The 22,892-nt window shown below is 65.2% G+C and carries 21 protein-coding genes; 16 read left to right on the top strand and 5 right to left on the bottom strand.

Annotated features, from left to right (window positions below):
• Positions 1 to 148: 148 nt before the first annotated feature.
• The 11 genes from EN804_RS18385 to EN804_RS18335 all read left to right on the top strand — a co-directional run bounded on the left by EN804_RS18385 (position 149) and on the right by EN804_RS18335 (position 13,608).
• Positions 149 to 1,318, top strand: a complete 1,170-nt coding sequence (locus EN804_RS18385; protein WP_135920941.1) for a glycosyltransferase family 4 protein — start codon at positions 149 to 151, stop codon at positions 1,316 to 1,318.
• Positions 1,315 to 2,616, top strand: coding sequence for a hypothetical protein (locus EN804_RS18380; RefSeq protein WP_189524131.1), 1,302 nt, complete (start codon positions 1,315 to 1,317; stop codon positions 2,614 to 2,616). The genes EN804_RS18385 and EN804_RS18380 overlap by 4 nt, the downstream gene beginning before the upstream one ends.
• A gap of 9 nt (positions 2,617 to 2,625) precedes the next feature.
• Positions 2,626 to 3,846 (top strand): GNAT family N-acetyltransferase, encoded by a 1,221-nt coding sequence (locus tag EN804_RS18375; RefSeq protein WP_135920614.1) that lies wholly within the window; start codon positions 2,626 to 2,628, stop codon positions 3,844 to 3,846.
• 34 nt (positions 3,847 to 3,880) lie between these two features.
• Complete coding sequence (locus tag EN804_RS18370; RefSeq protein WP_135920612.1) at positions 3,881 to 5,104, top strand: GNAT family N-acetyltransferase; 1,224 nt, start codon at positions 3,881 to 3,883, stop codon at positions 5,102 to 5,104.
• A 109-nt stretch (positions 5,105 to 5,213) separates the two neighbouring features.
• Positions 5,214 to 5,438, top strand: a complete 225-nt coding sequence (locus EN804_RS18365; RefSeq protein ID WP_127278490.1) for a hypothetical protein — start codon at positions 5,214 to 5,216, stop codon at positions 5,436 to 5,438.
• A 41-nt stretch (positions 5,439 to 5,479) separates the two neighbouring features.
• Entirely contained in the window at positions 5,480 to 7,978 is a 2,499-nt protein-coding gene (gene ligD / locus EN804_RS18360) for a DNA ligase D (protein WP_135920610.1), read from the top strand.
• Between the two features lie 348 nt (positions 7,979 to 8,326).
• Complete coding sequence (locus tag EN804_RS18355) at positions 8,327 to 9,235, top strand: Ku protein (RefSeq protein ID WP_135920608.1); 909 nt, start codon at positions 8,327 to 8,329, stop codon at positions 9,233 to 9,235.
• A complete protein-coding gene (locus tag EN804_RS18350) occupies positions 9,232 to 10,350 on the top strand; it encodes a tetratricopeptide repeat protein (RefSeq protein ID WP_135920606.1) in 1,119 nt (372 codons plus the stop codon). Before EN804_RS18355 ends, EN804_RS18350 begins: the two co-directional genes overlap by 4 nt.
• A 318-nt stretch (positions 10,351 to 10,668) precedes the next feature.
• A complete protein-coding gene (locus EN804_RS18345) occupies positions 10,669 to 11,322 on the top strand; it encodes an alpha/beta family hydrolase (RefSeq protein WP_135916539.1) in 654 nt (217 codons plus the stop codon).
• A gap of 173 nt (positions 11,323 to 11,495) precedes the next feature.
• Complete coding sequence (locus EN804_RS18340; RefSeq protein ID WP_135920604.1) at positions 11,496 to 12,266, top strand: exodeoxyribonuclease III; 771 nt, start codon at positions 11,496 to 11,498, stop codon at positions 12,264 to 12,266.
• Positions 12,267 to 12,414: 148 nt separating this feature from the next.
• Positions 12,415 to 13,608 (top strand): hypothetical protein, encoded by a 1,194-nt coding sequence (locus EN804_RS18335; RefSeq protein ID WP_135920602.1) that lies wholly within the window; start codon positions 12,415 to 12,417, stop codon positions 13,606 to 13,608.
• Here EN804_RS18335 and EN804_RS37255 read toward each other — a convergent pair whose 3' ends face one another.
• On the bottom strand, positions 13,609 to 13,710 hold the full coding sequence (locus EN804_RS37255) for a putative RiPP precursor (RefSeq protein ID WP_189343715.1): 102 nt from the start codon (positions 13,708 to 13,710) through the stop codon (positions 13,609 to 13,611).
• Between the two features lie 319 nt (positions 13,711 to 14,029).
• Here EN804_RS37255 and EN804_RS18330 point away from each other — a divergent pair, with 319 nt between their 5' ends.
• On the top strand, positions 14,030 to 15,547 hold the full coding sequence (locus EN804_RS18330; protein ID WP_135920600.1) for a WD40 repeat domain-containing protein: 1,518 nt from the start codon (positions 14,030 to 14,032) through the stop codon (positions 15,545 to 15,547).
• 704 nt (positions 15,548 to 16,251) lie between these two features.
• On the opposite strand, the gene EN804_RS18325 is transcribed toward EN804_RS18330, so the two are convergent.
• Complete coding sequence (locus tag EN804_RS18325) at positions 16,252 to 16,992, bottom strand: sulfotransferase family protein (RefSeq protein ID WP_127279486.1); 741 nt, start codon at positions 16,990 to 16,992, stop codon at positions 16,252 to 16,254.
• 217 nt (positions 16,993 to 17,209) lie between these two features.
• On the opposite strand from EN804_RS18325, the gene EN804_RS18320 reads away from it, so the two are divergent.
• Positions 17,210 to 17,455, top strand: coding sequence for an exopolysaccharide production repressor protein (locus EN804_RS18320; protein ID WP_127279487.1), 246 nt, complete (start codon positions 17,210 to 17,212; stop codon positions 17,453 to 17,455).
• A 554-nt stretch (positions 17,456 to 18,009) separates the two neighbouring features.
• The gene (locus EN804_RS18315) at positions 18,010 to 18,309 is read left to right on the top strand and encodes a DUF1236 domain-containing protein (protein WP_127870245.1); all 300 of its coding nucleotides are present in this window, start codon (positions 18,010 to 18,012) and stop codon (positions 18,307 to 18,309) included.
• An 85-nt stretch (positions 18,310 to 18,394) separates the two neighbouring features.
• Here the strand turns inward: EN804_RS18315 and yghU are convergent, their stop codons facing one another.
• The gene (yghU, locus tag EN804_RS18310) at positions 18,395 to 19,261 is read right to left on the bottom strand and encodes a glutathione-dependent disulfide-bond oxidoreductase (protein ID WP_135920598.1); all 867 of its coding nucleotides are present in this window, start codon (positions 19,259 to 19,261) and stop codon (positions 18,395 to 18,397) included.
• A 343-nt stretch (positions 19,262 to 19,604) separates the two neighbouring features.
• On the opposite strand from yghU, the gene EN804_RS18305 reads away from it, so the two are divergent.
• Positions 19,605 to 20,510 (top strand): S1C family serine protease, encoded by a 906-nt coding sequence (locus EN804_RS18305; RefSeq protein WP_135920597.1) that lies wholly within the window; start codon positions 19,605 to 19,607, stop codon positions 20,508 to 20,510.
• Positions 20,511 to 20,532: 22 nt separating this feature from the next.
• Positions 20,533 to 21,450: a LysR family transcriptional regulator gene (locus EN804_RS18300; RefSeq protein WP_135920596.1), complete on the top strand. Its 918-nt coding sequence runs from the start codon at positions 20,533 to 20,535 to the stop codon at positions 21,448 to 21,450.
• Positions 21,451 to 21,518: 68 nt separating this feature from the next.
• Here EN804_RS18300 and EN804_RS18295 read toward each other — a convergent pair whose 3' ends face one another.
• A complete protein-coding gene (locus EN804_RS18295) occupies positions 21,519 to 22,247 on the bottom strand; it encodes an SDR family oxidoreductase (protein ID WP_135920593.1) in 729 nt (242 codons plus the stop codon).
• A gap of 153 nt (positions 22,248 to 22,400) precedes the next feature.
• Positions 22,401 to 22,745: a VOC family protein gene (locus EN804_RS18290; RefSeq protein WP_127277675.1), complete on the bottom strand. Its 345-nt coding sequence runs from the start codon at positions 22,743 to 22,745 to the stop codon at positions 22,401 to 22,403.
• Between the last annotated feature and the right edge of the window lie 147 nt (positions 22,746 to 22,892).

Genomic DNA, 22,892 nt, shown 5'->3' with positions numbered 1-22,892 from the left:
CGTGCAGCATTGGAGTGGTGATCCGGATCTCATCCGTTTCATGGCAACCAGTGGAGTCCAAAGGGGTGTTGGACTTGAAGTTTCCTGTCGCTGATGCCGTCAGGCGGCGGAATCGTACACCACCCCTGACAGAAAGATGCATGTGAAGATGCGGATTGCCTGCATCCATCAGGGCTATGAACTCTATGGCTCCGACCGCAGCTTCGCGGAGAGCGTGGCCGCGCTGCGCGCCGCGTTTCCGTCAGCCGACATCGAAGTGGTCCTGCCGCGCGGCGGACCGATCGTGCAGATCCTCGAACCGCATGCGACCCGGATCGTCTTCGAGCCGCTCTGGGTGCTGAGGCGCCAGGCCATTGCGCGCCTTGCCACCATCGAGATGGCGCGGCTGCCGGTCGCGGTGCTGAGGGCCTGGCGGCGGCTCAGGGATTGCGACCTCACCTATGTCAACACCTCGATCGTGGCCGACTACGCGCTGGCCGCCCGCCTTCTGCCCGATAAGGCCGTGCTGCACATCCACGAGATTCCCGAAGGCGCCATGCGCAGGATCCTTGTCGGCCTGATGCATTGGAGCCGTGCCGATCTCATCTTCAACTCGCGCGCCACCCGCGCCGCGTTCGGCGAGCCCCGATCCGCGCGCTCCCATGTGGTCTATAACGGCGTTGCCGGCCCGCCGGCGGCCGAAGCGATGACCTATGACGGCAAGCGTCCGCTCAAGGTGCTGCTGCTTGGCCGCATCAACAGGATCAAGGGCCAGGAAGTGCTTCTGGAGGCGATCGCCTCGCTGCCGGCGGACCTCAGGTCGAGGGTCGAGGTGCGGCTGGTCGGCGGCGCCTTCAAAAGCGTCGAGCGCGAGCGCGCGCTTGCCGAACTGGTCGACGGCATGGGGCTCAGCGGACGCGTCAGCGTGCTGCCCTTCATTCCCGACCCGTCCGAGCATTATCGCTGGGCCGATATCGTCACAGTGCCGTCGCGGCGTCCCGAATCGCTCGGCCGCGTCGCCATCGAAGCGATGGCCTATGGCCGGCCGCCGCTGGTGTCGGCGATCGGCGGGCTGGTCGAGGTGGTCGCGGACGGCGAAACCGGCTGGCATGTTCCGCCCGGCGATGCCGCCGCGCTCGCCGGCAAACTCGAGGAAATCATCCTGCGGCCCGAGGCCTGGCGCTCCTTTGTCGCCGCCGGGCGGGCACGCTACGAGGCGGTCTTCAGCGAGCCGGTCGCGGCGGCGGCGATCGCGGCCATAGCCACGGACAAGCTGAAGGCAACCATCGCCAAGCCGAGCCGGACGGCAACCGCGCGCCAGGCGGAGACACGGCCGTGAAACTGCCTGGCCATCTGGTGCGGCGCCTGGTGCTGATGATCGGCGGCGAGGCGATGCAGAGCGGCTTCCACTTCGCCCTCAACATCGCGCTGCTGCACATGCTGTCGGCGCAAGGCTATGGCCTGTTCGCCATCGGCATGGTGATGGGCGGCGTCGGCCTGTCCTACATCAGGTCGCTCACCGCCGTTCCTGCCTCGATCTGGATGGGCAAGAGCACCAACAGCGCCGGCGTCAACGCCTATGACGTGGCCTTCGGGACGGCGGCGCTGGTCGTCGCGCTGCTGATGGCCGTCGGCACGGCGGTGGTGATGCGTCTTTTGGGCGATCCCAGCGGAATTGCCGCCGGCTGCTTCGTCGGTGCATGGTCGCTGCGCAGCCACATGCGCACGGCCTTCTTCGCGCGCCGCCAACAGGTGATCGTCTCCATCAGCGATGCCGCCTTCACCATCGCCGGCACCGTCATGGCCGGCCTGGCGATCTGGATGGCCGGGGACATGCTGCAGACCGTGTTCTACGCGCTCGCGGCGGCCAATCTGTTCGGCATCTTCGTCCTGGTCCGGCTGGCGCGCCGCACGATGCGCATCAGCTTCCGCATGCCGACGCGGCGGCGCTATGCAAGGCTCTGGGCCCAGCTCTGCTGGTCGGCATTCAGCGCCACCACCACCAACATCCAGGGCCAATGCCTGGCGCTGCTGGTCGCCGGCATTGCCGGGCCGGCCGCCTACGCGCCGCTGGCGGCGGTGATCGTGCTGTTCGCGCCGCTGCGCATCAGCAGCCTTGCCTTCGTGAACATGACGCAGCCGGAACTCGCCAAGCTGATGCGCAACAACGAGACGCGCCGTGTCTGGGCGCAGGCAAAGCTGTGGGCCCTCGTCATGGGGCTCGGCGCGGTGGCCTATGGATGCGCCATCCTGTTCGTCCTGCCGATGATAAAATCGCAGGCTCTCCAGAATGCGTCGGTGGAGTTCATCGGGCTTTTCGTGATCGCGAATTTCATCCCCATCATGCTCTACATCATGCCCCGCATCGTCCTCGAGATCATGGGCGACTTCCGCATCGTCGCGTTCATCACCCTGGGCGGGGCCATCGTCGGGCTGGCGTTGATCGCGATCCTGCTGGCGGTCGCGTCTCCGCCCTGGTCGCTGGCTGGTTCCGCGCTCTCCGAGATCTTCGTGCTCGTGGCATCGTGGTATTTCGTGCATCACCGCATGTGGAACATCGAACATCCGGACCAGCAGCGCGACAGCCGGTTGGGCTCGTGGCGGCGGGCGGTTTCGTTCGCCGCGGTAAGACGGTAGGAGAGGGACGTGTCAGGCCAGGCATTGCAAGTTGCCGCGGTGACCGACCTGCCCGGCGGGCAGGTTCCGCACCCCGCCGCCATCGCCGCCAACGACGCCTATACGGCGAAACTGCACACCAGCCTCGAGACGGTCAGGCCGCTCTGGCTGCGCCTGCAGGCGCAGGGCGTGTGCACCGGCCACCAGAATTTCGCCTGGGCCGAAGGGATCGTCGCGCGGCTGCTGCCGGAAAGCGCTGAACTCCTCATCGTCGAGGTGGGCGACGCCGCGACGGGCGAACCCAGAATGCTTGTGCCGCTGATGCGGCGCAGGGCGTTCCACCATTGGGTGGTGGAATGGTTGAGCTGTGGCGTCTGCGACTATGCGGCGCCGCTGCTGGCCGATGCCAGCCCGTGGACCAGGCAATCCGCGCAGGCCGCGTGGGCGGCGCTGCGCTCGGCGCTGCCGCCGTCGGACCGCGTCCACATCGTGGGAATTCCGCGACAGATCCACGGCGTCGCCAATCCGCTGGCCTTGCTCCCGGCCGCGCGCGATTCCATGCAGACCACCTTCGGCCTCGCCATCGACGGCGACCCGCAAACAGTCCTCAAGCGCCTTTGCAGGCCGTCCTTCGTCAAGGAATTCGGCAAGGACTGGCGTCGCCTCGAACGGCTTGGCGGCGTGGAGCTGGTCGAGGCCGGCGCGCCGGCCGAGGTCGAGCGCATCTTCGGTGAACTGGTGCGCATGCGGCTCGACCGCTTTCGCGAGCTTGGCCGCTTCGATTTGCTGACGCAGGAGAAGATCGTCGATTTCTACCGGAACGCGGCCATTCAGGGCCTGTTGGACGGTTCCGTGCGGCTTTTCGGGCTGCTCGTCGGCGAGGCCCTGATCGCGGTTCAATATCTCCTGGTTCATCAAGGGACTGTTCATGCTCTGCTGATAGCAATGGACCAAGGCGTCGTGCCCAATGTCTCGCCGGGGCTTGCAATCATGGGCAGGTTGATCGGCTGGGCGCGCGAACAGGGCTTTGGGTATTTCGACCTGTCCGTCGGCAACCAGAGCTACAAGGAACATATGGGCGCCAAGGGTTCGGTATTGGTCGAACTCCGCCATGGGTTCACGATGCGGGGCAGGGTGGCCAATGCCGCCATCGAGTTCCGCAGGCGGGCCGAGGCTTTCGTGCGCTCCAACCCAAGGCTGCTCAAAGCGGTCCAGGGAACGATGCGGGGTTTGCGGCGCTTGCGTGGTTGATGCCGGGGCGGGCCAGAACGGATAGGAGAAGCATGTGGCAAGCCAGGCAGTGCAGCCGGCCGCGGCGGCGGATGCACCGGTACAACCAGTTTCCCCGATCAGAGCCGGCATTGACGTCGGCGCGCACTATACGGCGCGGCTGCACACCAGCTTCGACACCATAAGGCAGCTCTGGCAACGCCTCGAGGAAACCGGCCTGTGCACCGGTCACCAGGGCCTTGCCTGGGTGGAAGGGATCGCCAGCCGGCTGATGCCCAAAAGTGCCGATCTGCTCGTCGTCGAAGTCAACGACGCCGCCACGGGCGCGCCTGTCATGCTGCTGCCGCTGATGCGGCGCCGGGCGCTCGGCCACCATGTGATCGAATGGCTGAGCTGCGGCGTGTGCGATTATTCGGCGCCGCTGCTGGCCGATGCCAGGCTTTGGACCACGCAAAGCGCCGACGCCGCCTGGGCCGCGGTCCGCGTCGTGCTGCCGCCGGCCGACCGCATCCACGTGGCGGGAATCCCGCGACAGATCCACGGCGTCGCCAACCCGCTGGCGCTGCTTTCGGCGGCGCGCGACTCCATCCAGATCGCCTCGGGCCTGGTCATGGATGGCGAGCCGGAAACGCTGATCAAGCGTATCTGCAAAAAGTCCTTCACCAAGCATTTCTACAAGCACTGCCGCCGCTTCGAACAGCTCGGCGGCCTCGCACTGGTCGAAGCCGAGACGCCTGACATGATCGAGGAGCAGTTCGGCACGCTGCTGGACCTCAGGCTCAATCGCTTTCGCGAGCTCGGCCGCTTCGACCTCCTCACTCAGGCGCCGATCGTCGAGTTCTACCGCAACGCCGCCCTGCAGGGGCTTTCCGACGGCTCGGTGCGGCTGTTCGGGCTGCGCGTTGGCCAAGCCTATCTCGCCGTGATCTACGTCCTGGTCATGAAGGGCACCTTGCACGCCCTGCTGCTCGGGATCGACCAGGAGGCGGTGCCCAACGTCTCGCCGGGCCTGACCACGATCGGCAAGCTGATGATATGGGCGCGGGCGCAGGGGCTCGGCTATTTCGACCTTTCGGTCGGCAGCCAGGGATACAAGCAGCATATCGGCGCCGCGAGTTCGGTGCTGGCCGAATTGTGCGAGCCGATGACGCTGAAGGGCAGGGGCTCGACCGCCTATATCAGGCTGCGCGGCAAGACCGAGCTTTTCGTGCGCTCCAAGCCGCGGCTTTACAAGGCCGTGCAGGGCGTGATGCGCCGTTTGCGGCGGTTGAAGACCTGAAGGGCGCCCGCGAAATTGACAGGGCCGCGCGTCTCCGCCATCCTTGGGGCCAGTCGCCGGGCGGCCAAGAGCGGCCGGGTTCCGTGTCAGGCGACCGAGGGCGAAGCGCATGTCCACTGCCGTGAACAGCCAGAACTCCAAGCGCGCCGCGGTGCGCAAGGCGCTCGACCGCCACAAGGTCTACATCACCGCGCAGAGTTTCTCGGGCGGCACCTACAGTGCGCGCGTGCTGGTCGACGGCGAGGCCTATTGGGTCGACGAATTCCGCTTGAGCCAGTTGCAGCAGGGGCTGTCGCCGGCCGAGCTTGAGCTGACGCCGGCGATTGACGATTGAGACGCTTGTTTGCTGTTGCCACGCGCTTCGATCTCTGACCGATGGCCAGCCCTCCCAAGCTCAAGACCTACCGCGCCAAGCGCGAATTCTCCAAGACGCCGGAACCCGCCGGCGGCCTGATCGTCGGCGACGGCAATCGCTTCGTCGTCCACAAGCACCACGCCACGGCGGATCATTACGATCTGCGCCTGCAGGTCGGCGATGTCCTGAAAAGCTGGGCGGTGCCGCGTGGGCCTTCGCTCAACCCGGCCGACAAAAGACTGGCGGTGGAGACCGAGGACCATCCGCTCGAATATATCGATTTCGAGGGCGTCATCCCCGAGGGCGAATATGGCGGCGGGCCGATGATCGTCTGGGATACCGGCAGCTGGGCGCCGATGGACGATGTCGACAAAAGCCTGCGCACCGGCGCCTTCAAGTTCCGGCTGGCCGGCGAAAAGCTCAATGGCGGCTGGATGCTGACCCGGCTGAAGCCCAAGCCCGGCGAGGACGAGACCAAGAAGAACTGGCTCTTGTTCAAGGAGCGCGACCTCGCCGCCGACACGGCGCTCAACATTCTCGAAGCGCGGCCGGAGAGCGTCAAATCCGGATTGCGCATCGAGGAGCTAGTGGCACCGCCGAAGCCGGCCGCGACGTCCGCGCCAAAGCCTGGTTCGCTGAAGCCGGGCGGCCTGCCCGGCGCGGCCAAGGCGCCGGCGCTCAGCCGGATCGAGCCGCAACTGGCGACCCAGGTGCCGAAGCCGCCGGGCGGCGAAAGCCCTGCCGAGAATACGAACGAGCTGTGGCTGCACGAGATCAAATTCGACGGCTACCGCACCATGGCGCATGTCGCCAATGGGGAGGTGCGGCTGATCACCCGTGGCGGCATCGACTGGACGAAGCGCTATGGCGACCTGGCCGGTGCGTTCGCCAAGCTGCCGTGCCGCGAGGCGATCATCGACGGCGAGATCGTCGTGCTCGACGCCAAGGGCATTTCCCGCTTCGCGCTGCTGCAGGACGCGCTGGCGAGTGGCGCCGGCAGCAAGCTGCATCTCTACGCCTTCGATCTGCTGCATCTCGACGGCTGGGACCTGATGAAAGTGCCGCTCATCCGGCGCAAGGCGCTGCTGGCCGAGCTGCTTGGCGGGCTCGGCGCCAATTCCGCGATCCAGTTTTCCGACCATGTCGAGGGTTCGGGGCAGGGGCTTTTTGATCAAGCTTCGGATATGGGGCTGGAAGGCGTCGTCTCAAAACGGGCGACCGCCATCTACCAGAGCGGGCGCACCAAGAGCTGGACCAAGACCAAGGCGCTAAAGAGCGAAGACTTCGTCATTGCCGGCTACACCGTCTCCGACGCGGCGGAAGGGCTGGCAGCCCTTGGCATGGCCGAATGGGAGGATGGCGAACTGCACTATCGCGGCAAGGTCGGCACCGGCTTCGACCGCGAGACGGCCGCCGATCTCCTGGCGCGGCTGGAGCCGCTGACATCAGGCGCCTCGGTGCCCGAAGGGGTGCCGCGCGAAATCATGCGCGAGATGCACTGGGTGAAACCGTTGTTCTCGGCGCGCGTCCACTATGCCAACCGCACGGCGGACAATGCGCTGCGCCACGGGGTGTTCAGGGGCCTCAGGGATGTCGGCCTGTCGACGCCGGTGTCGACCAAGCGCAAGCGCCTGATCTCGGAGGCCGATCTGGCGACCATCTGGGTGACCAATCCGACGCGGCGTCTGTTCGGCAAGACCGGCCCGACCAAGCTCGACATCGCCGTCTATTACGCGCTGGTCGGCGACTTCATGCTGCCGCATATCCTTGGCCGCCCGGTGTCGCTGGTGCGCTGCCCGACCGGCCTGCCCAAGGACTGCTTCTTCCAGCGCCACGCCTTCACCGGCATGCCGCCTTCGGTGGTGACGTTCCAGGCGACCAATTCCGAGGGAGAGACCAAGTCCTATCTCTCGGTCGAGGGCGCCAAGGGCTATCTGGCACTGGCGCAGTTCGGTGTCGTCGAATTCCACACCTGGGGCACACACCGCACCAGCCTCGACAAGCCCGACCAGATCGTCTTCGACCTCGATCCGGGCGAGGGGATTTCCTGGCGCGAGGTGGTCGAGGCCGCCGTCCACATCAAGAGCGAGCTGGAGGGGCTGGGGCTGGTGCCGTTTGCCAAGACCTCCGGCGGCAGCGGCATCCACATCACCGTGCCGGTGACGGGCAAGCAGAACTGGAAGAAGCTGCACCAGGCAACCAGCGCCATATCAACGCATCTGGCGGCGACCGCGCCCGACACCTTCACCACCACCATGGGCAAGGAAAACCGCAAGCGGCGCATCTTCATCGACTATCACCGCAACGCGCGCGGCCACACCTCGGCGGCGCCATACTCGCTGCGGGCGCGCACCAATCTGCCGGCCTCGACGCCGGTGAGCTGGAGCGACCTGGAGGCGATCGATGCGCCGCAGGATTTGAATTATGCCTCGCTGCCGGGGTTGCTGGAGACATCGGGCGATCCGTGGGCGGATATCGATGAGTTTGCGAGGGATTTGCCGGTGTTTGGCCATGTGTAAGCCGGAAGCGTCGGCGCAATCCCTACACTTCGTCATCCTAGGGTCTTCGCGACGTCGCTTCGCGACTGCTCCGCCCTAGGATGACGAAGCACCAAGTCCTCTCAGTTCCATCTCCATCGACGCTTCCGACAATTTGAATTATTCTCTTCCCTTGACCCAAAACCCGCCGGAAGGTTTCGTCAGGGATTTGCCGGTATTGTGCGGGGTCGGTGTAGGATTTCCTCGGCGTCGATCGTCCTTCGGACGAAAAGCGCTGCAGAGAGCATGATCCCGAAAAGCGGAAACCGGTTTTCGGATAAGATCATGCTCAAGCTAAAATGTCAGCGCATGGCCGCGTAGGAGTTCATCATGGCGCCCAGGGCAAGTTGGAAAGGTTACCTCAAGCTCAGTCTCGTCAGCTGTCCGGTGCGGCTATATCCCGCCACCAGCGCCAGCGAACGCATCTCGTTCAACCAGCTGCACAAGAAGACCCACAACCGCATCAACATGAAGCCGGTCGATCCCGAACTGGGGCTCGTCGAGCGGGCGGATCTGGTCAAGGGCTACGAGTACGAGGACAAGCAGTACATCATCATCGATGACACCGACCTCGACGCGGTGCGCATCGAATCCAACCATACGATGAACATCGAGGCCTTCGTCGACGAGGACGAGGTCGACGTCATCTACCAGGACGCGCCCTATTACATGGCGCCGGACGGGGCCATGGCGGAGGAAACCTTCGCTGTGCTGCGCGAGGCCATGCGCAAATCCGGCAAGCTCGCCATCGCCCGGCTGGTGCTGTCCAGCCGCGAACGCGTGGTGACGATCGGCGCGCGCGAGAACGGCATGTTCGTGTGCACGTTGAGGAACCCGAACGAAGTGCGCGGCACGGCTGAATATTTCGGCAACATTCCGGCCGGCAAACCGGACCCGGAAATGCTGCAGCTTGCCGAAGCGCTGATCAAGCGGAAGGAAACCACCTTCGATCCGAAGAGTTACGAGGACCGCTACGAGGTCGCGCTGATGGCGATGATCCGCGAGAAGCTGAAGGGCCACAAGCCGATCATCGCGGCGGCACCGGAGCGCGGCAATGTCATCAACCTGATGGATGCGCTGAAGGCCAGCCTGTCGCAGTCGAAGCCGCCGGCCAAGTCGAAGAGCAAGGCCGACGAGGCCGCCAAGCCCGCCGCCAAGAAGGCGGCCGCAGGCGGCGCTGCTCCTGAAAATCCGCTCAAGGCCAACCTGGTCAAGGCGGTCGGCAAGAGCAAGAAATGACGGCACCGGCCGTTGCGGGCGCTGTCTTCGGCACGATCGGCGCGCTGGCGGCGTTTCCGCTCCGGCTCGCCGGGCGCGAGGTGGAGCGCCAGCACGGCCAGCTCAGGCGCGGCGTCACCCGGCGTACCACGCATGTCGTGTTCGGACGGGCCTTGTTGGCCAAGGCTGGGCTGACGAAAAACGGCGATGCCGAGATTGAGCGCCGCGTCGTCGCCGAGCGCGCGGCCGGGCGCATGCTTCTCAGCGAGAACGGTTTCCTGCGGCTGCTCGGGCTGATGAAGGCGCCCGAGGCGTCTTCGCTGTCGCGCCAATCGCTGATCGACCAGTCCAGGCTGTCCGGCGCCGATCTCGACCGGCTCAGCCTGTTCGATGCCTTCGAGCATGATGGCGAGCCCTATTCGTTCCGCGACCTGATCCTGGCGCGCAAATATGCCGGGCTGATCGCCGGCGGCGCGACATGGGGCGCGATCACGCGCTCGGTGCACCGCTCCGGCCCGGTCGCCTCGCTCACCGCCAAGTCGCTCAATGTCGGCTCGCAGCATGGGCGCGCGGACGCGATCTATCTCGAAGGCGGCCAGAGCGAGCTCGACGGGCAGTTGCTGTTCGATCTGGGTGCCGCCACACAAGGCGACGACACGCTGGAAGACCTGTTCACTGAGGCGGAAGCGGCGGAGGAGGGCGGCGACCACGATGGCGCAGCCGCACTTTACCAGCGCTGCCTTGCCATCGATCCAACCGACGCCATCGCCGCCTTCAACCGCGCCAATTGTTTGCGCGGGTCCGGGCGCGCGGCTGAAGCCGCGCACGATTATGCCAGGGCGATAAAACTCGATCCGGCCTTCGTCGAAGCCTGGTTCAACCTTGCCGGGCTGATGAGCGAGCAAGGCCGCGACGCCTCGGCGCGAAGGCACCTGCAGAAAGCGATCGCGCTCGACAGGACTTATGCCGACCCGGTGTTCAATTTGGCGCGGCTGGAGTTTGATGCCGGCAATCTGCTGGAGGCGCGGCGGCTCTGGGTGCGGTATCTGGAGCTGGACAGACAGTCCGAATGGGCTGGGGTGGCGGCCAGGGGCGTGCAATTCGTGGATATGCAATTGGCGCAGTCGGCGGGGTGAGGGTTGGTCATGCCTGCGCTTGAACGCCCCCTCTGTCCTGCCGGACATCTCCCCCTCAAGGAGGGAGATCGGCTGGCGCGGCGGCTTTCGCCAATCATCAATCGTGGAGAGCTGGCGCGATGGCGAAGCTGCCTTTCCTTCTCCCCTTGTGGGAGAAGGTGGCCTCGCGAAGCGAGGTCGGATGAGGGGTGCTCCAGGGAACGCCAACGTCTCACTCCGCTGGAGCACCCCTCAACCGTCTCGGCGCTGCGCGCCGATCCACCTTCTCCCACAAGGGGAGAAGGGGTCACCGACGCCGAGCCACCGGAGTTCTATTCCATGACCACCTTCCTGTTCGACGGCCACGACACCGCCCCCGTCACCATCCTGCTCGCGCATGGCGCGGGCGCTTCCATGGACTCTCCCTCGATGACCGCCACCGCCAAGGCGCTGGCCGCCGTGGGCTTCCAGGTCGCGCGCTTCGAGTTCCACTACATGGCGGCGCGCCGCTACGGCCAGCGCAAGCCGCCGCCGCGCGCCGAGGCGGTGAACCCGGAATACATCAAGGCGATTGCTGACCTCCGGGCGAACGGCGTGACCGGGAAGCTCATCATCGGCGGCAAGTCGATGGGCGGGCGCATCGCCTCGATGGTCGCCGACGAGATGTTTTCCAAGGGCGAGATATCGGGACTGGTCTGCCTCGGCTATCCCTTCCATCCGCCCGGCAAGCCCGAGCAATTGCGGACAAAACATCTCGCCGGGCTGAAGACGCCGACGCTGATATTTCAGGGCACGCGCGACGAATTCGGCACCCGGGACGAGGTGGCCGGTTATGGCCTTTCCGATGCCATCGAAGTGATCTGGCTGGAGGATGGCGACCATGATCTCAAGCCGCGCAAAAGCGTGTCGGGTTTCTCGACGGGCGATCATTTGAAGACGCTTGCCGAGAGGGTGAAGGCGTGGGTGGCGCGGCCCTCGGTTTCGTCATCCTAGGGCGAAGCAAGGAGCGAAGCGACGCGTGCAGACCCTAGGATCCATGCCGTGACTTTCGAGAGCCGCCACGGAGCAGAACTCCGGCCCGTCGCATTCTACGCCAGACGTCACGGCATGGATCCTCGGGTCAAGCCCGAGGATGACGAAGTGCGGGGCGCCAGCGGCGTCCACCAATGAAGATCGCCTCGTTCAACATCAACAACATCAACAGCCGGCTGGACAACCTCCTGGCCTGGCTCGCCAGCGCAAAACCCGATGTCGTGTGCCTTCAGGAATTGAAGGCGCGCGACACGCAGTTTCCGCTGACAAGCCTCGCCAATGCCGGCTATGGCGCGGTGTGGAAGGGTGAGCCGACCTGGAACGGCGTTGCGATCCTGGCGCGCGGTGCCGAACCGGTGCTGACCCGCGATGCGTTGCCGGGCGATGATGCCGACAAGCAAAGCCGCTACATCGAGGCGGCGGTCGACGGTATCGTCATCGGTTGCCTCTATGCGCCGAACGGCAATCCGCAACCGGGGCCGAAATTTCAGTACAAGCTCGCCTGGCACGCGCGGCTGGAGGCGCACGCGGCACAGCTCCTCGATACCGGCCTGCCTGTGGTGCTGGCCGGCGACTACAACATCGTGCCCGAGCCGCGCGACATCTACGCCACTCGCTCCTATGACGACAATGCGCTGGTGCAACCGGAAAGCCGCGCCGCCTTCGCCGCGCTGCTCGACCAAGGCTGGACCGACGCGTTGCGCAAGAAATACCCGAAGGAGACGCTCTACACCTTCTGGGATTACCGGCGGAACCGCTGGCCGCGCGACGCCGGCCTGCGGCTCGATCATATCCTGTTGTCGAAGACGCTCGTGCGCCGGCTGAAGGGGGCGGGGATAGACCGCGACGTGCGCGGGCAGGACGGCGCCAGCGACCATGCGCCGGTCTGGGTGGAATTGGGGTGAGGGATCTCGCGCCCGCTCATCATCAGCGGCGCATGCAGCCCTTTTCCGCAGGTCATTTCTCGCGCTAAGCTGGCAGCGCAGCGAGGGGGCCGGCTGATGCATTGCATTCGTGAAGACGGCGAGCGGCCATCATCGAAGCCCGTCCGCCATGAGTGACCTCAGCCTCATCGGAATCCTTGTCGCAGCGCTCGCGATCATTGCCGCCGCCGTCGCCGTCATCCGGCTGTTGCGCAAAGCGCGTGTCCGCCGCCGCGCGCTGCGCCGGGCCGATCCTGCCAACGACTACGCCATTCGCACCGACTGGAGCCGCAGCACCGGGACGGTCAACTACTCGTCCTTCGTCTATTTCGATGTCGACCGCGACGGCCGCTACGGCGTGGCCGACCGGCCGATGGCCGGCATCATGGTGCGGCTGTTCGACGGACAAGGCGGCTTCGTCGCGTCATCGAGGACCAACAATGCCGGTTATGCCAATTTCACCATGTCGACGTCGGCGGTGAAGGCTGCACTCCGCATGCCCGGCGCCTACCGGTTCTCGGTTTCGCTGCCGCCGGGCTGGCGCTCGCCCAGCGCCAACGAGACGCAGTCGATGGAGTTCCATTTGGCGCCCGGCTCGCCCACCGGGCTGGTGTCGCGCGACCTGCCGCGACCGGTCGGGCTCGCGCCGGTGCGCAGCCTGGCCGGCAGGATGGCGGCAGGCGGCAGCGCGACGCTGTCGGTGATGGCGAACGGGCAGGTGCTGGAGTGCCGGACGCTGGCCCCGGCCTCGGCCTTCCGCTTCGAGCTTGCCGAAGAAGCCGACACCGTGGTGATCAGCGGCGGCGGGCTCGACCGCCGGCTGGCGCTGTCACCTTATCCGGCCGATCTCGGCCTGCTTTCGCCCCGAGCCCTGGCCGACGGGGCGGCGCTGCGCACAATCGGCTTCGATGACGTCACCCAGCGCGGCTTCCGCAAGATCCCGGGCGGCCATGCGGGGCTGGAGTGGCGCAACCTGAACGCCATGGCGAAGGATCACACCAAGGACAGCGAGGGCTATGTCAACGGCAATGTCTCTGGCGACCATGTGGCCTATACCAGCAGCGGCTATCCGGCCGAGTTCAGCCGTGAGACGCCATTCGCCTTCCACTCGGTGCTGCTCAGCGTTGCGTGGCTGAAGGCGGAGGGGGAAACGGCACTGATCGAAAGCTGGCTGGGAGAGCAGTTGGTCGCCAGCGATGAAGTGGCGCTGTCGGCGCTGACACCACTCCACTACGCGCCGATGCTCGGGGAAGTCACCCGTGTCCGCCTTTCGGCAAAACACTCCTGGCAAATGGTCGTTGACGACCTCGTGCTGGCCGGCTGATTACTTGGTGATCGAGATCACGATCGGGCCGTTGACCGAGGCTGTGATCGATTTCAGATTGCCCTTCCGGGTCAGAATGGGCCGTTCATAAATCTTCTTCATGATGCAAGCTCTCCACTATATCCCGGGCGGAGTGTGTCATAACTCCGCCTGCTGTCAATATTTCGCCGGGGATAGCTTAGTCCATATCGGCGGCGACCGTGGTAAATTGGACACTAGCCTTTATCGGCGTCGTTTGATCGAACCGGAGACCGTGGCTGCGGCGGCGCGATCGACCTCAAGCTGATTTTCTCGAGCAGGGCCGCCGCGGATATTCTTCATGCCGCAGTGTCTGCGTCCGTCTTCCGCGAGCACGGGCGGCATTTTGCGATGTGCCCATGACGCTGATAGTCTGGTCCAAGGGCCGGCGAGGGGAAGCGCGATGAACAGGTTGGCTGACAGGGTGCTGGGGCTCGTCCTGGCCGTGGTCGCGGTTGCCTGTCTGGCCGGGGTCTATCCGCTGATCGATGCCCTTGCCGGGCACGGCTTTGCCGGGTTGGATGCGGCCGCGCCGCGGCTGGCGGCCTATTCGGTGGCGGCACTTGCCTGTTTCATCGGTGCGCTGCTGTTCCTGGCGGGCCAGTTGCCCGGCCGGCCTGTGCATGCGGCCGGAGTGCCGCTGTTCGGCAGGGATGCCGAGGTGGAGCCGGCGGGCCGTCCGGGCCTGCGCCGGGCCTTCCTGGTGCTGCCGGTGGTTGTCGTGCTGGCGCTGCTCGGCGACAAGTTCGGCTCGTGGCGGCCGCATGAGGGTGGCCAGGACGTCGCCAGCGCGCCGCCCGTGGTTCCCGCGCCAAAGCCCGCGCCGCCAGCGCCGGCCCCGCCGCCAGCCCCCCCGGCCGCGGCAAACCCACCAACCGTATCGGTGCAACCAGCTCCGCCCGTGGTCGTGCCGCCTGTTTCGCCGGCGCCGGTCGTGCCGGCGCCGCCTGAGGTCGCGCTCATTCCGCCGGCCACGGTGGCGCCGCCGCCGCCGGCGCCACCGCCGCTGCCCACACTGCCCGAAGGCCATCGTGATGCCGTCGTCTGGCTGGCCGTAGCGCCGGACGGGCGTTCGATCATGAGCGCCAGCACCGACCGCACGATCAAGCTCTGGGATATCGGCGGCAAGCACCTGATCCGCAATCTCGGCGTGCACAAGGACATGGCGCGCACCGCGCTCTACATGCCCGACGGCATCAGCGCCCTGACGGCCGGGGACGACGGCGAGATCGTGCAGCGAAAACTCGCCGACGGCGCGGTCCTGCACGTCTTCCAATCCGGCCAGAACGGCGGCGTCAACAAGCTGGCGATCAGCCCGGACGGCAAGCACGCCGTCAGCGGGCACGACACCGGCAACGTCATCATCTGGGACCTCGTCAACGGCTCCGCGCAGCATGTGCTGACCGGCCATGAGTGGTCGATCAGCGCGGTCGTAGTCTCGCCCGATGGCAGGCAGGCCCTGTCGGGCAGCATCGACGGGACGCTGAAACTCTGGGACATCGAAAGCGGCAAGCAGCTGCGCAGCTGGCACGGCCATGAGCAAGGCACTTATGGCGCCGTGTTCACAGCCGACGGGCATCACCTGATCACCGGCAGCGGCGACCTGACGATCAAGGTCTGGGATCTCGACAGCGGCCGCGAGGTGAAGCGCTTCGAGGGCCACGAGGGTACGGTCTACGCACTGGCGTTGTCGGCGGACGGCAAGCGCCTGCTGTCGGCCTCGCTCGACGGCACCGCAAGGCTGTGGGACATCGAGAGCGGCAACCAGATCGCCATGTTCGACAGCCAGACCGGGCCGATCTACGCGGTGGCCTTCGCCGCCGACGGCACGGTGCTGACCGGCGGCTACGACCGCACAATCAGGGATTGGCCGGCCACCGGGGGCGACGGCGTCGTGCTGTTTGCGGGTGCGCCGGAGTGAGTGGAGATGTCGCGCCCACGCAATCGGAATGCTGAACGCGCCGAGCGCCTGGCCGACACGGACGGGGGGGCGCATTGTTGGGGTGTGCTCGGCGCCCGCGCCAGCCAGGGCGGCTCGTACCGCCGCAATAACATCATCGCACATTGCATGACGGCTGAAACTTCCGCGAAAGCGGAATAGGCAAAGGTTGCAAGGTCCGGCATCCTGACCGGGCATGGTCGGCCAACGACCCGACGGGCGTCGACGAGAGAACAACCTCTTCGCCTTTGCAGCATTGGCCCGGCAAGCCGAGGGCGGACGGTTTATCGCCGGAGCAAGGTGCTGACGCCTCTGAAGTGACGGCCACGGCGTGTTACCGCGCCGTGAATCGAACCGTGCGGTCTTCCTTGTAGGACCAAGGTCTTGGGTGGTACGCGCAAAGGTCCGGGGGGCCTTGTTCGGTTCCGGCAATGTCCATTGGACGTTCCGCTGTTTTATCCAATTGATATATAATGATCCTGTCTCGACGTCAGCTCGAGAAGGGCAAAAGCCTGTTCCGACAGCCATCGACCGGCGACCGCCCGCCAGGAAAGGCAAGCGCAAAATTGCCGCGAGAGCCGTTGGCAATCAGTGCCGGACCGAAAGCCGGCGGTCGTTGAGGTCGTTTGTTTCGGCAGCGAAAAACTCGACCTGCTCGATGCAGGCAGGCGCGCCTGGGCTTGCCGTTACCCCAGCCACCACCACAATGCCGCGATCACCGCCGTGATGGCGGCTACCGTCAGTCCCAGCATGATGTAGGAGCCCTTGATGATGTCGCGAATTATCTTCTTGATCGTTTCGCGGTCGTTCAGGTTGGGGAAGGGCTCGTTCGGCTGCGCCACGTCGAGGAAATGGCAGAGCGGGCCCCAGCCTTCGCTGACCTTGAACACCAGCAGCTTTTCCGGCGGCACGGCCGCCTTAACCTCGTCGACATAGGCGTTGTAGCGGGCCACCGCCTTGTCGCGGTCGCCCATGACGCCGGCCAGCGTGCGGCCCCAGATCAGCTTGCGCGACATGTCGCCGAACTTGCGGCCGAACGGGGTGAGCCATTCCAGGATCTTGAACTGCCACAGGTTCTCGGTGAAGTAGATCGTGTCGATCGTGCTTTCGTACCATGCCTCGGCGCCGCGTGGGTGCAATGTCAGCAGCACCTTTGCGTCGGGGTAGGCCACCATCAGTTCGCGCCACACGCAGCAGCCGGGATTGTCGACCGTGGCGGTGTAGTTGGCGAACACCTTGTCCCAATCCTGCTGCGAACCGGGCGGGCTGTTGGCCACCTTGCGCCAGAAATCGAGATGGCCGGTGTTGGCCTTGTTCATGATCACTTCCTGCATGTGGTAGCAGGGCAGGCCAAGCTTGTTCAGCGCGGCAAAGGTCGACCATGTGCCGGTGCGGCCGAAACCGGCCCCGATCAATTTGAGTGTCATTCCCCCATCCCCCACCGGACTTCTTTTTCCCGATTACCCCGGTCCGTGAGCATCAAACTGCTCCTGCCAGCACCGGCGCGCAACAAATTTCTAGGTGGATGACCAGCCGGACACCCCGTACTTGCGTAGTTGCTAAAATAATGAAAGCCTGTGCGCGGGTGCGGAGTTTGGGCAGGGAGTCGCCGGGTCTGGGACGGTTCGGCGATCTTGAAGGGCGATGTATTTTGGGCCATTTCTCGTCGGCATGTCGGCGACCACGACGCTTGTCGCGGTCTGGACCTATATGGCTACCGGCTCCTTCTGGGAGGCGCTTGCCTGGACAGTGATGGTTCTGGTTGTCCTGCAGGTCGGCTACTTCGTGCTCGTCCTGGGGCTTGTCTACAGGCGCGCACAGGACGCCGTGACAAGCCAGGATGGAGTCAGCCAGGTGCCGCCGCTACATCGGGACGGCGTTCGGTTCTAACGAAGAGGCCTGGCTCCGCCCAGGACGACGCTCCCCGCAGCGCATTCCTTGGCCAGGAGGATATCTGGAGGCTTTGCTGACCGGTTTGTCGAGCGTTGTCCACCCCTGCCAAATCGCGGCGGCCAAGGTGGAACGAAGCTGCGATGCGTGCGTTTTCCTGCCGTGGCCGGCGAGGCGCCACCTCCACCGGTCCGTTGAAGGCCCGCTCTGCTCCCGGCAGGGTGGGCCTTTTTTGGAAGGCGAGGTAAGCATGGGAACGACACCCCTCGCCAGACGTTAGCTGTTACCAAGGTGGGGACGCGGGGCGAATAACCCGATCAAGACGTGGCAGGGGTGCTTGCCTTGCAAAGCGTTATTTCCTGCCATTCCAGAAACTCGAAGAATTTTTTGGGAATGCGAAGCATATCCGCGTTGATAGTTTCGCTTAAATATCCAACAAATTGTGGCATATTGTTGGTGGAATGCCACATTCATTTCACATATAGGGATGGAACCTCCGAGTTGCGTGAGAGTTTTTGCTTGAGGCGGAGCAATTACGAATCATGGAGGTTGTCATGAAACATTATCTTACGAGTGCCGCGGCTGCCATCGTCCTGCTGGGCGGCGTCGGCGCGGCTTTGGCGGACACCATCGTGGTCCAGCCGGAACAGGAAACGGTCGTTCGCGAATACGTCAAGAAGGAGCCGCTGGCGTCGGTGAACCTTCTGGGCGTCGAACTCAAGCTCGGCTCGTCCGTGCCGGACAAGGTCGAACTGCGTGAAGTTCCCAACGTGAAGTACCGCGTCGCGGTGATCAACGATCAGACCGTGCTGGTGGACCCCGACACCCGTCAGATCGTTGAAGTTCTTCACTGATCCGTCTCACGCATCAGGCAAAAAGCCCATCACCGATTTAACTCGGTGATGGGCTTTTTTGCGTCGGGCACAGCTACCCTGAAATCTACTCGGCGGCCAGCTTGTCCTGCGTCCTGGTGTCGAAGTCGCTGGCATCATGGCGCTCGTGCAACTGCATGGCCGGTTCGCCGAAGGCGCGGTTGACCATGCGGCCGCGCTTTACCGCGGGGCGTTCATCGATCGCTTTCGCCCAGCGCTGCACGTTCTTGTAGTCCTGCACCGACAGGAACTCCCCGGAATCATTATACATCCTGCCGAGCGCCAGCCCACCATACCAGGGCCAGACCGCCATGTCGGCGATGGTGTAATTCTTGCCGCCGAGATATTCGGTCTCGGCCAGCCGGCGATCGAGAACGTCCATCTGACGCTTCACCTCCATCGAGAAACGGTCGATGGCATATTCGAACTTTTCCGGCGCATAGGCATAGAAATGGCCGAACCCGCCACCGAGATAGGGGGCCGAGCCCATCTGCCAGAACAACCAGGACAGGACTTCGGCGCGGGCCGGCTGTTCGGCCGGCAGGAACGGACCGAACTTTTCGGCGAGATAGACCAGGATCGAGCCGGATTCGAAAACGCGCACCGGCGTCTTGCCGCTGTGGTCCATCAGCGCGGGAATCTTGGAATTGGGATTGACCTCGACAAAGCCGCTGCCGAACTGGTCGCCATCGTTGATGCGGATCAGCCATGCGTCGTATTCGGCGCCCTTGTGGCCAAGCGCCAGGAGCTCTTCCAGCATCACCGTCACCTTGACGCCGTTCGGCGTCGCCAGCGAATAAAGCTGCAGCGGATGCTTGCCGACGGGCAAATCCTTGTCATGCGTCGGACCGGCGATCGGGCGGTTGATGCTGGCAAAGGTGCCACCATTGGCTTTGTTCCAGGTCCAAACTTTCGGCGGGGTGTATTCGGTCATGTCGGCTCTCGTATCGTGGGAAGGATGGGCAGGTCACCCATAGCTAGGGCTGCGGAGAAGGAAGTTCAACTTGTGTTGAACTATTGTCAATGTCAGCACGGACGTCGAATCTTCCTTCTCCCCTTGTGGGAGAAGGTGGCCTCGCGAAGCGAGGTCGGATGAGGGGTGCTCCAGGGAAAGCCAACGTCTCACTCCGCTGGAACACCCCTCATCCGTCTCGGCGCTGCGCGCCGATCCACCTTCTCCCACAAGGGGAGAAGGAAAGCGCCACCCCTTGCGCCTTCCTCTCAGCGGCATACCTATAGAAGAAGCCGTCAGGCATTCGCATCGCAGGACAAAATCTATGACCATCAATCCCAATCCGCGCTCCGTCGTTGCCGTGCGGGCGACCGTTCCCGACGATGCCTTCACCGCCGGGGCGCTGGGCACGCTCAGGGAAGGCAGCGGCGTCGTCATCAGGGATGACGGGCTGGTGCTGACCATCGGCTATCTCATCACCGAGGCCGACGAGGTCTGGCTGACCGCGCATGACGGCCGCGTCATCCCCGCGCACGCGCTGGCCTACGACCAGGAATCGGGCTTCGGCCTCGTCCAGGCGCTGGCGCCGACCGGTCTGCCGGCGGTGGCGCTGGGCGATGCCGGCAAGGCCAGGATCGGCGACGCAGTGGTGCTTGCCGACGGCATCGGCCGGGCGGTCGAGGCCAAGATCGTCACCAAGCAGGAATTCGCCGGCTATTGGGAGTATCTGCTCGACGAGGCGATCTTCATCGCGCCGGCTCATCCGTCCTGGGGCGGCGCGCCCTTGTTCGGCGCCGATGGCGCGCTGCTCGGCATCGGCTCGCTGCGCCTGCAGATGAGCCGCGCCGGCGAGGTTGCCGATATCAACATGGTGGTGCCGATCGACCTCTTGCCGCCGATCCTCGACGATCTGCTGACGCGGGGCCAGGTGGCCAAGCCGCCGCGCCCGTGGCTCGGCGCGCTGTCGGCTGAAAGCGACGGCAAGGTGGTGGTGATGAGCGTGACCGATGGTGGCCCGGCGGCCAAGGCCGGCCTGCGCGAAGGCGACGTCATCTCCGAGGTGCGCGACGGCGCCGTCGACGGGCTCGCCGATTTCTATCGCAAGCTGTGGGACAGCGGGTCGGCGGGCGCCGAAATCCCGATGCGGGTGGTGCGCGACGGCCGCGAAACCTGGCTGCGCGTCAAGTCCGCCGACCGCGGTAGTTTCCTGAAGAAGCCGCAGCTGCAGTAGATCGGGCGATTTCGGCCAGACGATGCATCCAAGACTGCTCAGGACCTTCCTCGCGGTGGCGCGCAGCCGCAACATCACGCGCGCCGCCGAGGCGGTTCATCTCGCCCAATCGAGTGTCAGCGACCAGATCCAGTCGCTGGAGGCCGAACTTGGCACTGCCTTGTTCACGCGCCCGAAATCAGGCCTGGAACTGACGCCGGCGGGGCTGGCGCTGAAGCCCATCGCCGAAGAATTGCTGCGGCTCGACGGTGAGGCACGGGCAGCAGTTCAGGCGGCATCTGGGCAGACAAGGGGCGTGCTGACCGTCGGCGCGCTCGAGACGATCGCCTCCGCCCGGCTGGCGCCCTGGCTGCCGGGATTCCAGGCCAGTCATCCCGATATCACCGTGCGGATGAAGGTGGCCGACAGCGGCACGCTGCTGCGCCAGCTGGAGGAGGGCGACATCGATGTCGCCTTCTGTTTCGATCGCCGCGACCTTTCGAACGGCGGCGCCGATCAACGCTTCGCCAGGCGCACGATAGCGGCCGAACCGCTGGCGCTTGTCGCCGCGCCGGGCCAGAGCGCGGTTCCGCGCGACCTGGCTGCCCTGGCGGCCAAGCGTTTCGTGGCAACGGAGCCTGGATGCATCTATCGGCACATGTTCGACATCGCCTTTGCCGAAGCGGGCATCGGCGCGCCGGAACTCGCCGCCGAAGTCGGCAGCATCGGCGCCATTGCCCGGCTGGTGGCGGCCGGCTCGGGGCTGGGCCTCGTTCCCCGTCTCGCGGTCAGCGACGCGCTGGCGCGCGGTGATCTCACCGAACTGACATGGCCGGGTGAGATGCGGACAGCGCCGCTGACGATGATCTGGCGGCGCCGGCGCGTGCAGACGCCGGCACTCCGGCAACTGCTCGCCGCCGCGCGCGAAACGCTGGTGCCCGAACGCTTGCTGGCTGGTTGAGGTCTTGAATCAGAGAGCCGCCCCAAGGTCTTGTTTCCAAACAATTGCTGAAGGGGCGGCGCTACCGTCTAGGCAAGGCGATGTCCGCCTTCGACATGCAGCGTCGTACCGGTCGTAAAGCCATTGCCCATCAGGAAGAAAATCGCGTCGGCGATATCGTCGGGATGGCCGATCCTGCCGACCGGCAGCCGCTCGGCCATCGCCGCAAGCGTCTCCGCCTTCCTGTCGCCCGCCACTTGCGTCCAGATCCCGGTGTCGACCCAGCCGGGCGAGACGGCGTTGACGCGGATCGGCGCGAGTTCGACGGCCAGCGCCCGCACCAGCCCTTCGAGCGCTGCATTGACCGCGGCGACGACCGAACCGCGCGGCGCCGGCCGGTACGCGGCGATGCCGGAGACGAAGCTCATCGAGCCGCTCGCGCTGAGCCGTGGCGTGCCATGCTTGGCCAGCAGCAGCGGGCCGAACAGCTTGCTGTCGACCACGCGTTGCGCAGCGTTCAGGTCAAGCTCCGGCAGTAGCCTGTAGGCGCCTTCGATGTCGGCGGCGGTGCTGACGATGTGGTCGAGACCGCCGATCCCGGCAAACAACGCCGCGACCTGGTCTTCTCGCGTGATGTCGACAGCGGCAATGTGGAGGCCTGCGGGATTGCCCAGCGCCTCGCGGGCCTGCCGCAACCTGTCCTCGCGGCGCCCGGCGATGATGACTTCAGCGCCAGCCTCGACGCAACGGCTGGCCAGGGCCAGGCCCATGCCGGAGCCGCCGCCGGCGATGAGGATTTTCTGGTTCGAAAGCTGCATTTCGCTCTGCCTTTGCTGGATTGGGACAAGGGCAGGGGATTGGCATGTCGATGCGGAAAGCGGAAACGGAACAAACCGATGGTGCTATCGGAGATGCCGATGGTTGGAGAGGGAGAGCTTGAACGCCGTCCCTGGGACAAGCTGTTCCCGGCTCTATTCCCGCTCGGCACTCGCGAACACCACGAGATTCCCGTCGGGATCGCGCATGCGCATGATCCAGAAATGGTCGGCCTCCTCGATTGGGCCGGGCTCAAGCCCATTATCCACCAGTCTCTGTCGCTCCGGCGCCAGAGGCAGCACGCCGAGCGTCAGCGTCGAGGTGCCGGCTTTCTGCTTGTCCTCGAACAACTGTACTTCGGCACTGTCGGTGAACTGCCATTCGGCCAGCCCCGGCATCGGCCGGCGCAGCGGCGGCTTGCCGAAGAGTTTTTCGTACCAGCCGATGCTGGCTTCGAGGTCGGAGCAGCTGACATGGGCGAAAATGGTTTCGATTGCCATCAGGAAACCTCCATCGGACGGTGCACTCTTGCCGCAACGCGGCATTGGATGGCACGTTCCGCTGCTTCCTGGCTGCGTGCTCCATTGCTGACGAAAGCTGACAGTGGCCCATGCGATAATGCCGGGAATCGCACGATGACGGAGGCA

Source organism: Mesorhizobium sp. M8A.F.Ca.ET.161.01.1.1 (assembly GCF_004792105.1).
Taxonomy (GTDB): Bacteria; Pseudomonadota; Alphaproteobacteria; order Rhizobiales; family Rhizobiaceae; genus Mesorhizobium.
The sequence above is the reverse complement of the archived record's forward strand: the minus strand, read 5'-3'. Positions and strand labels throughout refer to the sequence as shown.

Excerpts from the sequence above, each read along its gene's own strand:
- EN804_RS18350 (WP_135920606.1), top strand. The coding sequence starts at position 9,232 with ATGACGGCACCGGCCGTTGCGGGCGCTGTCTTCGGCACGATCGGCGCG.
- EN804_RS18290 (WP_127277675.1), bottom strand. The coding sequence starts at position 22,745 with ATGGCAATCGAAACCATTTTCGCCCATGTCAGCTGCTCCGACCTCGAA.
- EN804_RS18355 (WP_135920608.1), top strand. The coding sequence starts at position 8,327 with ATGGCGCCCAGGGCAAGTTGGAAAGGTTACCTCAAGCTCAGTCTCGTC.
- ligD (WP_135920610.1), top strand. The coding sequence starts at position 5,480 with ATGGCCAGCCCTCCCAAGCTCAAGACCTACCGCGCCAAGCGCGAATTC.
- EN804_RS18340 (WP_135920604.1), top strand. The coding sequence starts at position 11,496 with ATGAAGATCGCCTCGTTCAACATCAACAACATCAACAGCCGGCTGGAC.
- EN804_RS37255 (WP_189343715.1), bottom strand. The coding sequence starts at position 13,710 with ATGAAGAAGATTTATGAACGGCCCATTCTGACCCGGAAGGGCAATCTG.
- EN804_RS18320 (WP_127279487.1), top strand. The coding sequence starts at position 17,210 with ATGTATTTTGGGCCATTTCTCGTCGGCATGTCGGCGACCACGACGCTT.
- EN804_RS18300 (WP_135920596.1), top strand. The coding sequence starts at position 20,533 with ATGCATCCAAGACTGCTCAGGACCTTCCTCGCGGTGGCGCGCAGCCGC.
- EN804_RS18305 (WP_135920597.1), top strand. The coding sequence starts at position 19,605 with ATGACCATCAATCCCAATCCGCGCTCCGTCGTTGCCGTGCGGGCGACC.
- yghU (WP_135920598.1), bottom strand. The coding sequence starts at position 19,261 with ATGACCGAATACACCCCGCCGAAAGTTTGGACCTGGAACAAAGCCAAT.
- EN804_RS18345 (WP_135916539.1), top strand. The coding sequence starts at position 10,669 with ATGACCACCTTCCTGTTCGACGGCCACGACACCGCCCCCGTCACCATC.
- EN804_RS18325 (WP_127279486.1), bottom strand. The coding sequence starts at position 16,992 with ATGACACTCAAATTGATCGGGGCCGGTTTCGGCCGCACCGGCACATGG.
- EN804_RS18330 (WP_135920600.1), top strand. The coding sequence starts at position 14,030 with ATGAACAGGTTGGCTGACAGGGTGCTGGGGCTCGTCCTGGCCGTGGTC.
- EN804_RS18365 (WP_127278490.1), top strand. The coding sequence starts at position 5,214 with ATGTCCACTGCCGTGAACAGCCAGAACTCCAAGCGCGCCGCGGTGCGC.
- EN804_RS18295 (WP_135920593.1), bottom strand. The coding sequence starts at position 22,247 with ATGCAGCTTTCGAACCAGAAAATCCTCATCGCCGGCGGCGGCTCCGGC.
- EN804_RS18335 (WP_135920602.1), top strand. The coding sequence starts at position 12,415 with ATGAGTGACCTCAGCCTCATCGGAATCCTTGTCGCAGCGCTCGCGATC.
- EN804_RS18315 (WP_127870245.1), top strand. The coding sequence starts at position 18,010 with ATGAAACATTATCTTACGAGTGCCGCGGCTGCCATCGTCCTGCTGGGC.
- EN804_RS18385 (WP_135920941.1), top strand. The coding sequence starts at position 149 with ATGCGGATTGCCTGCATCCATCAGGGCTATGAACTCTATGGCTCCGAC.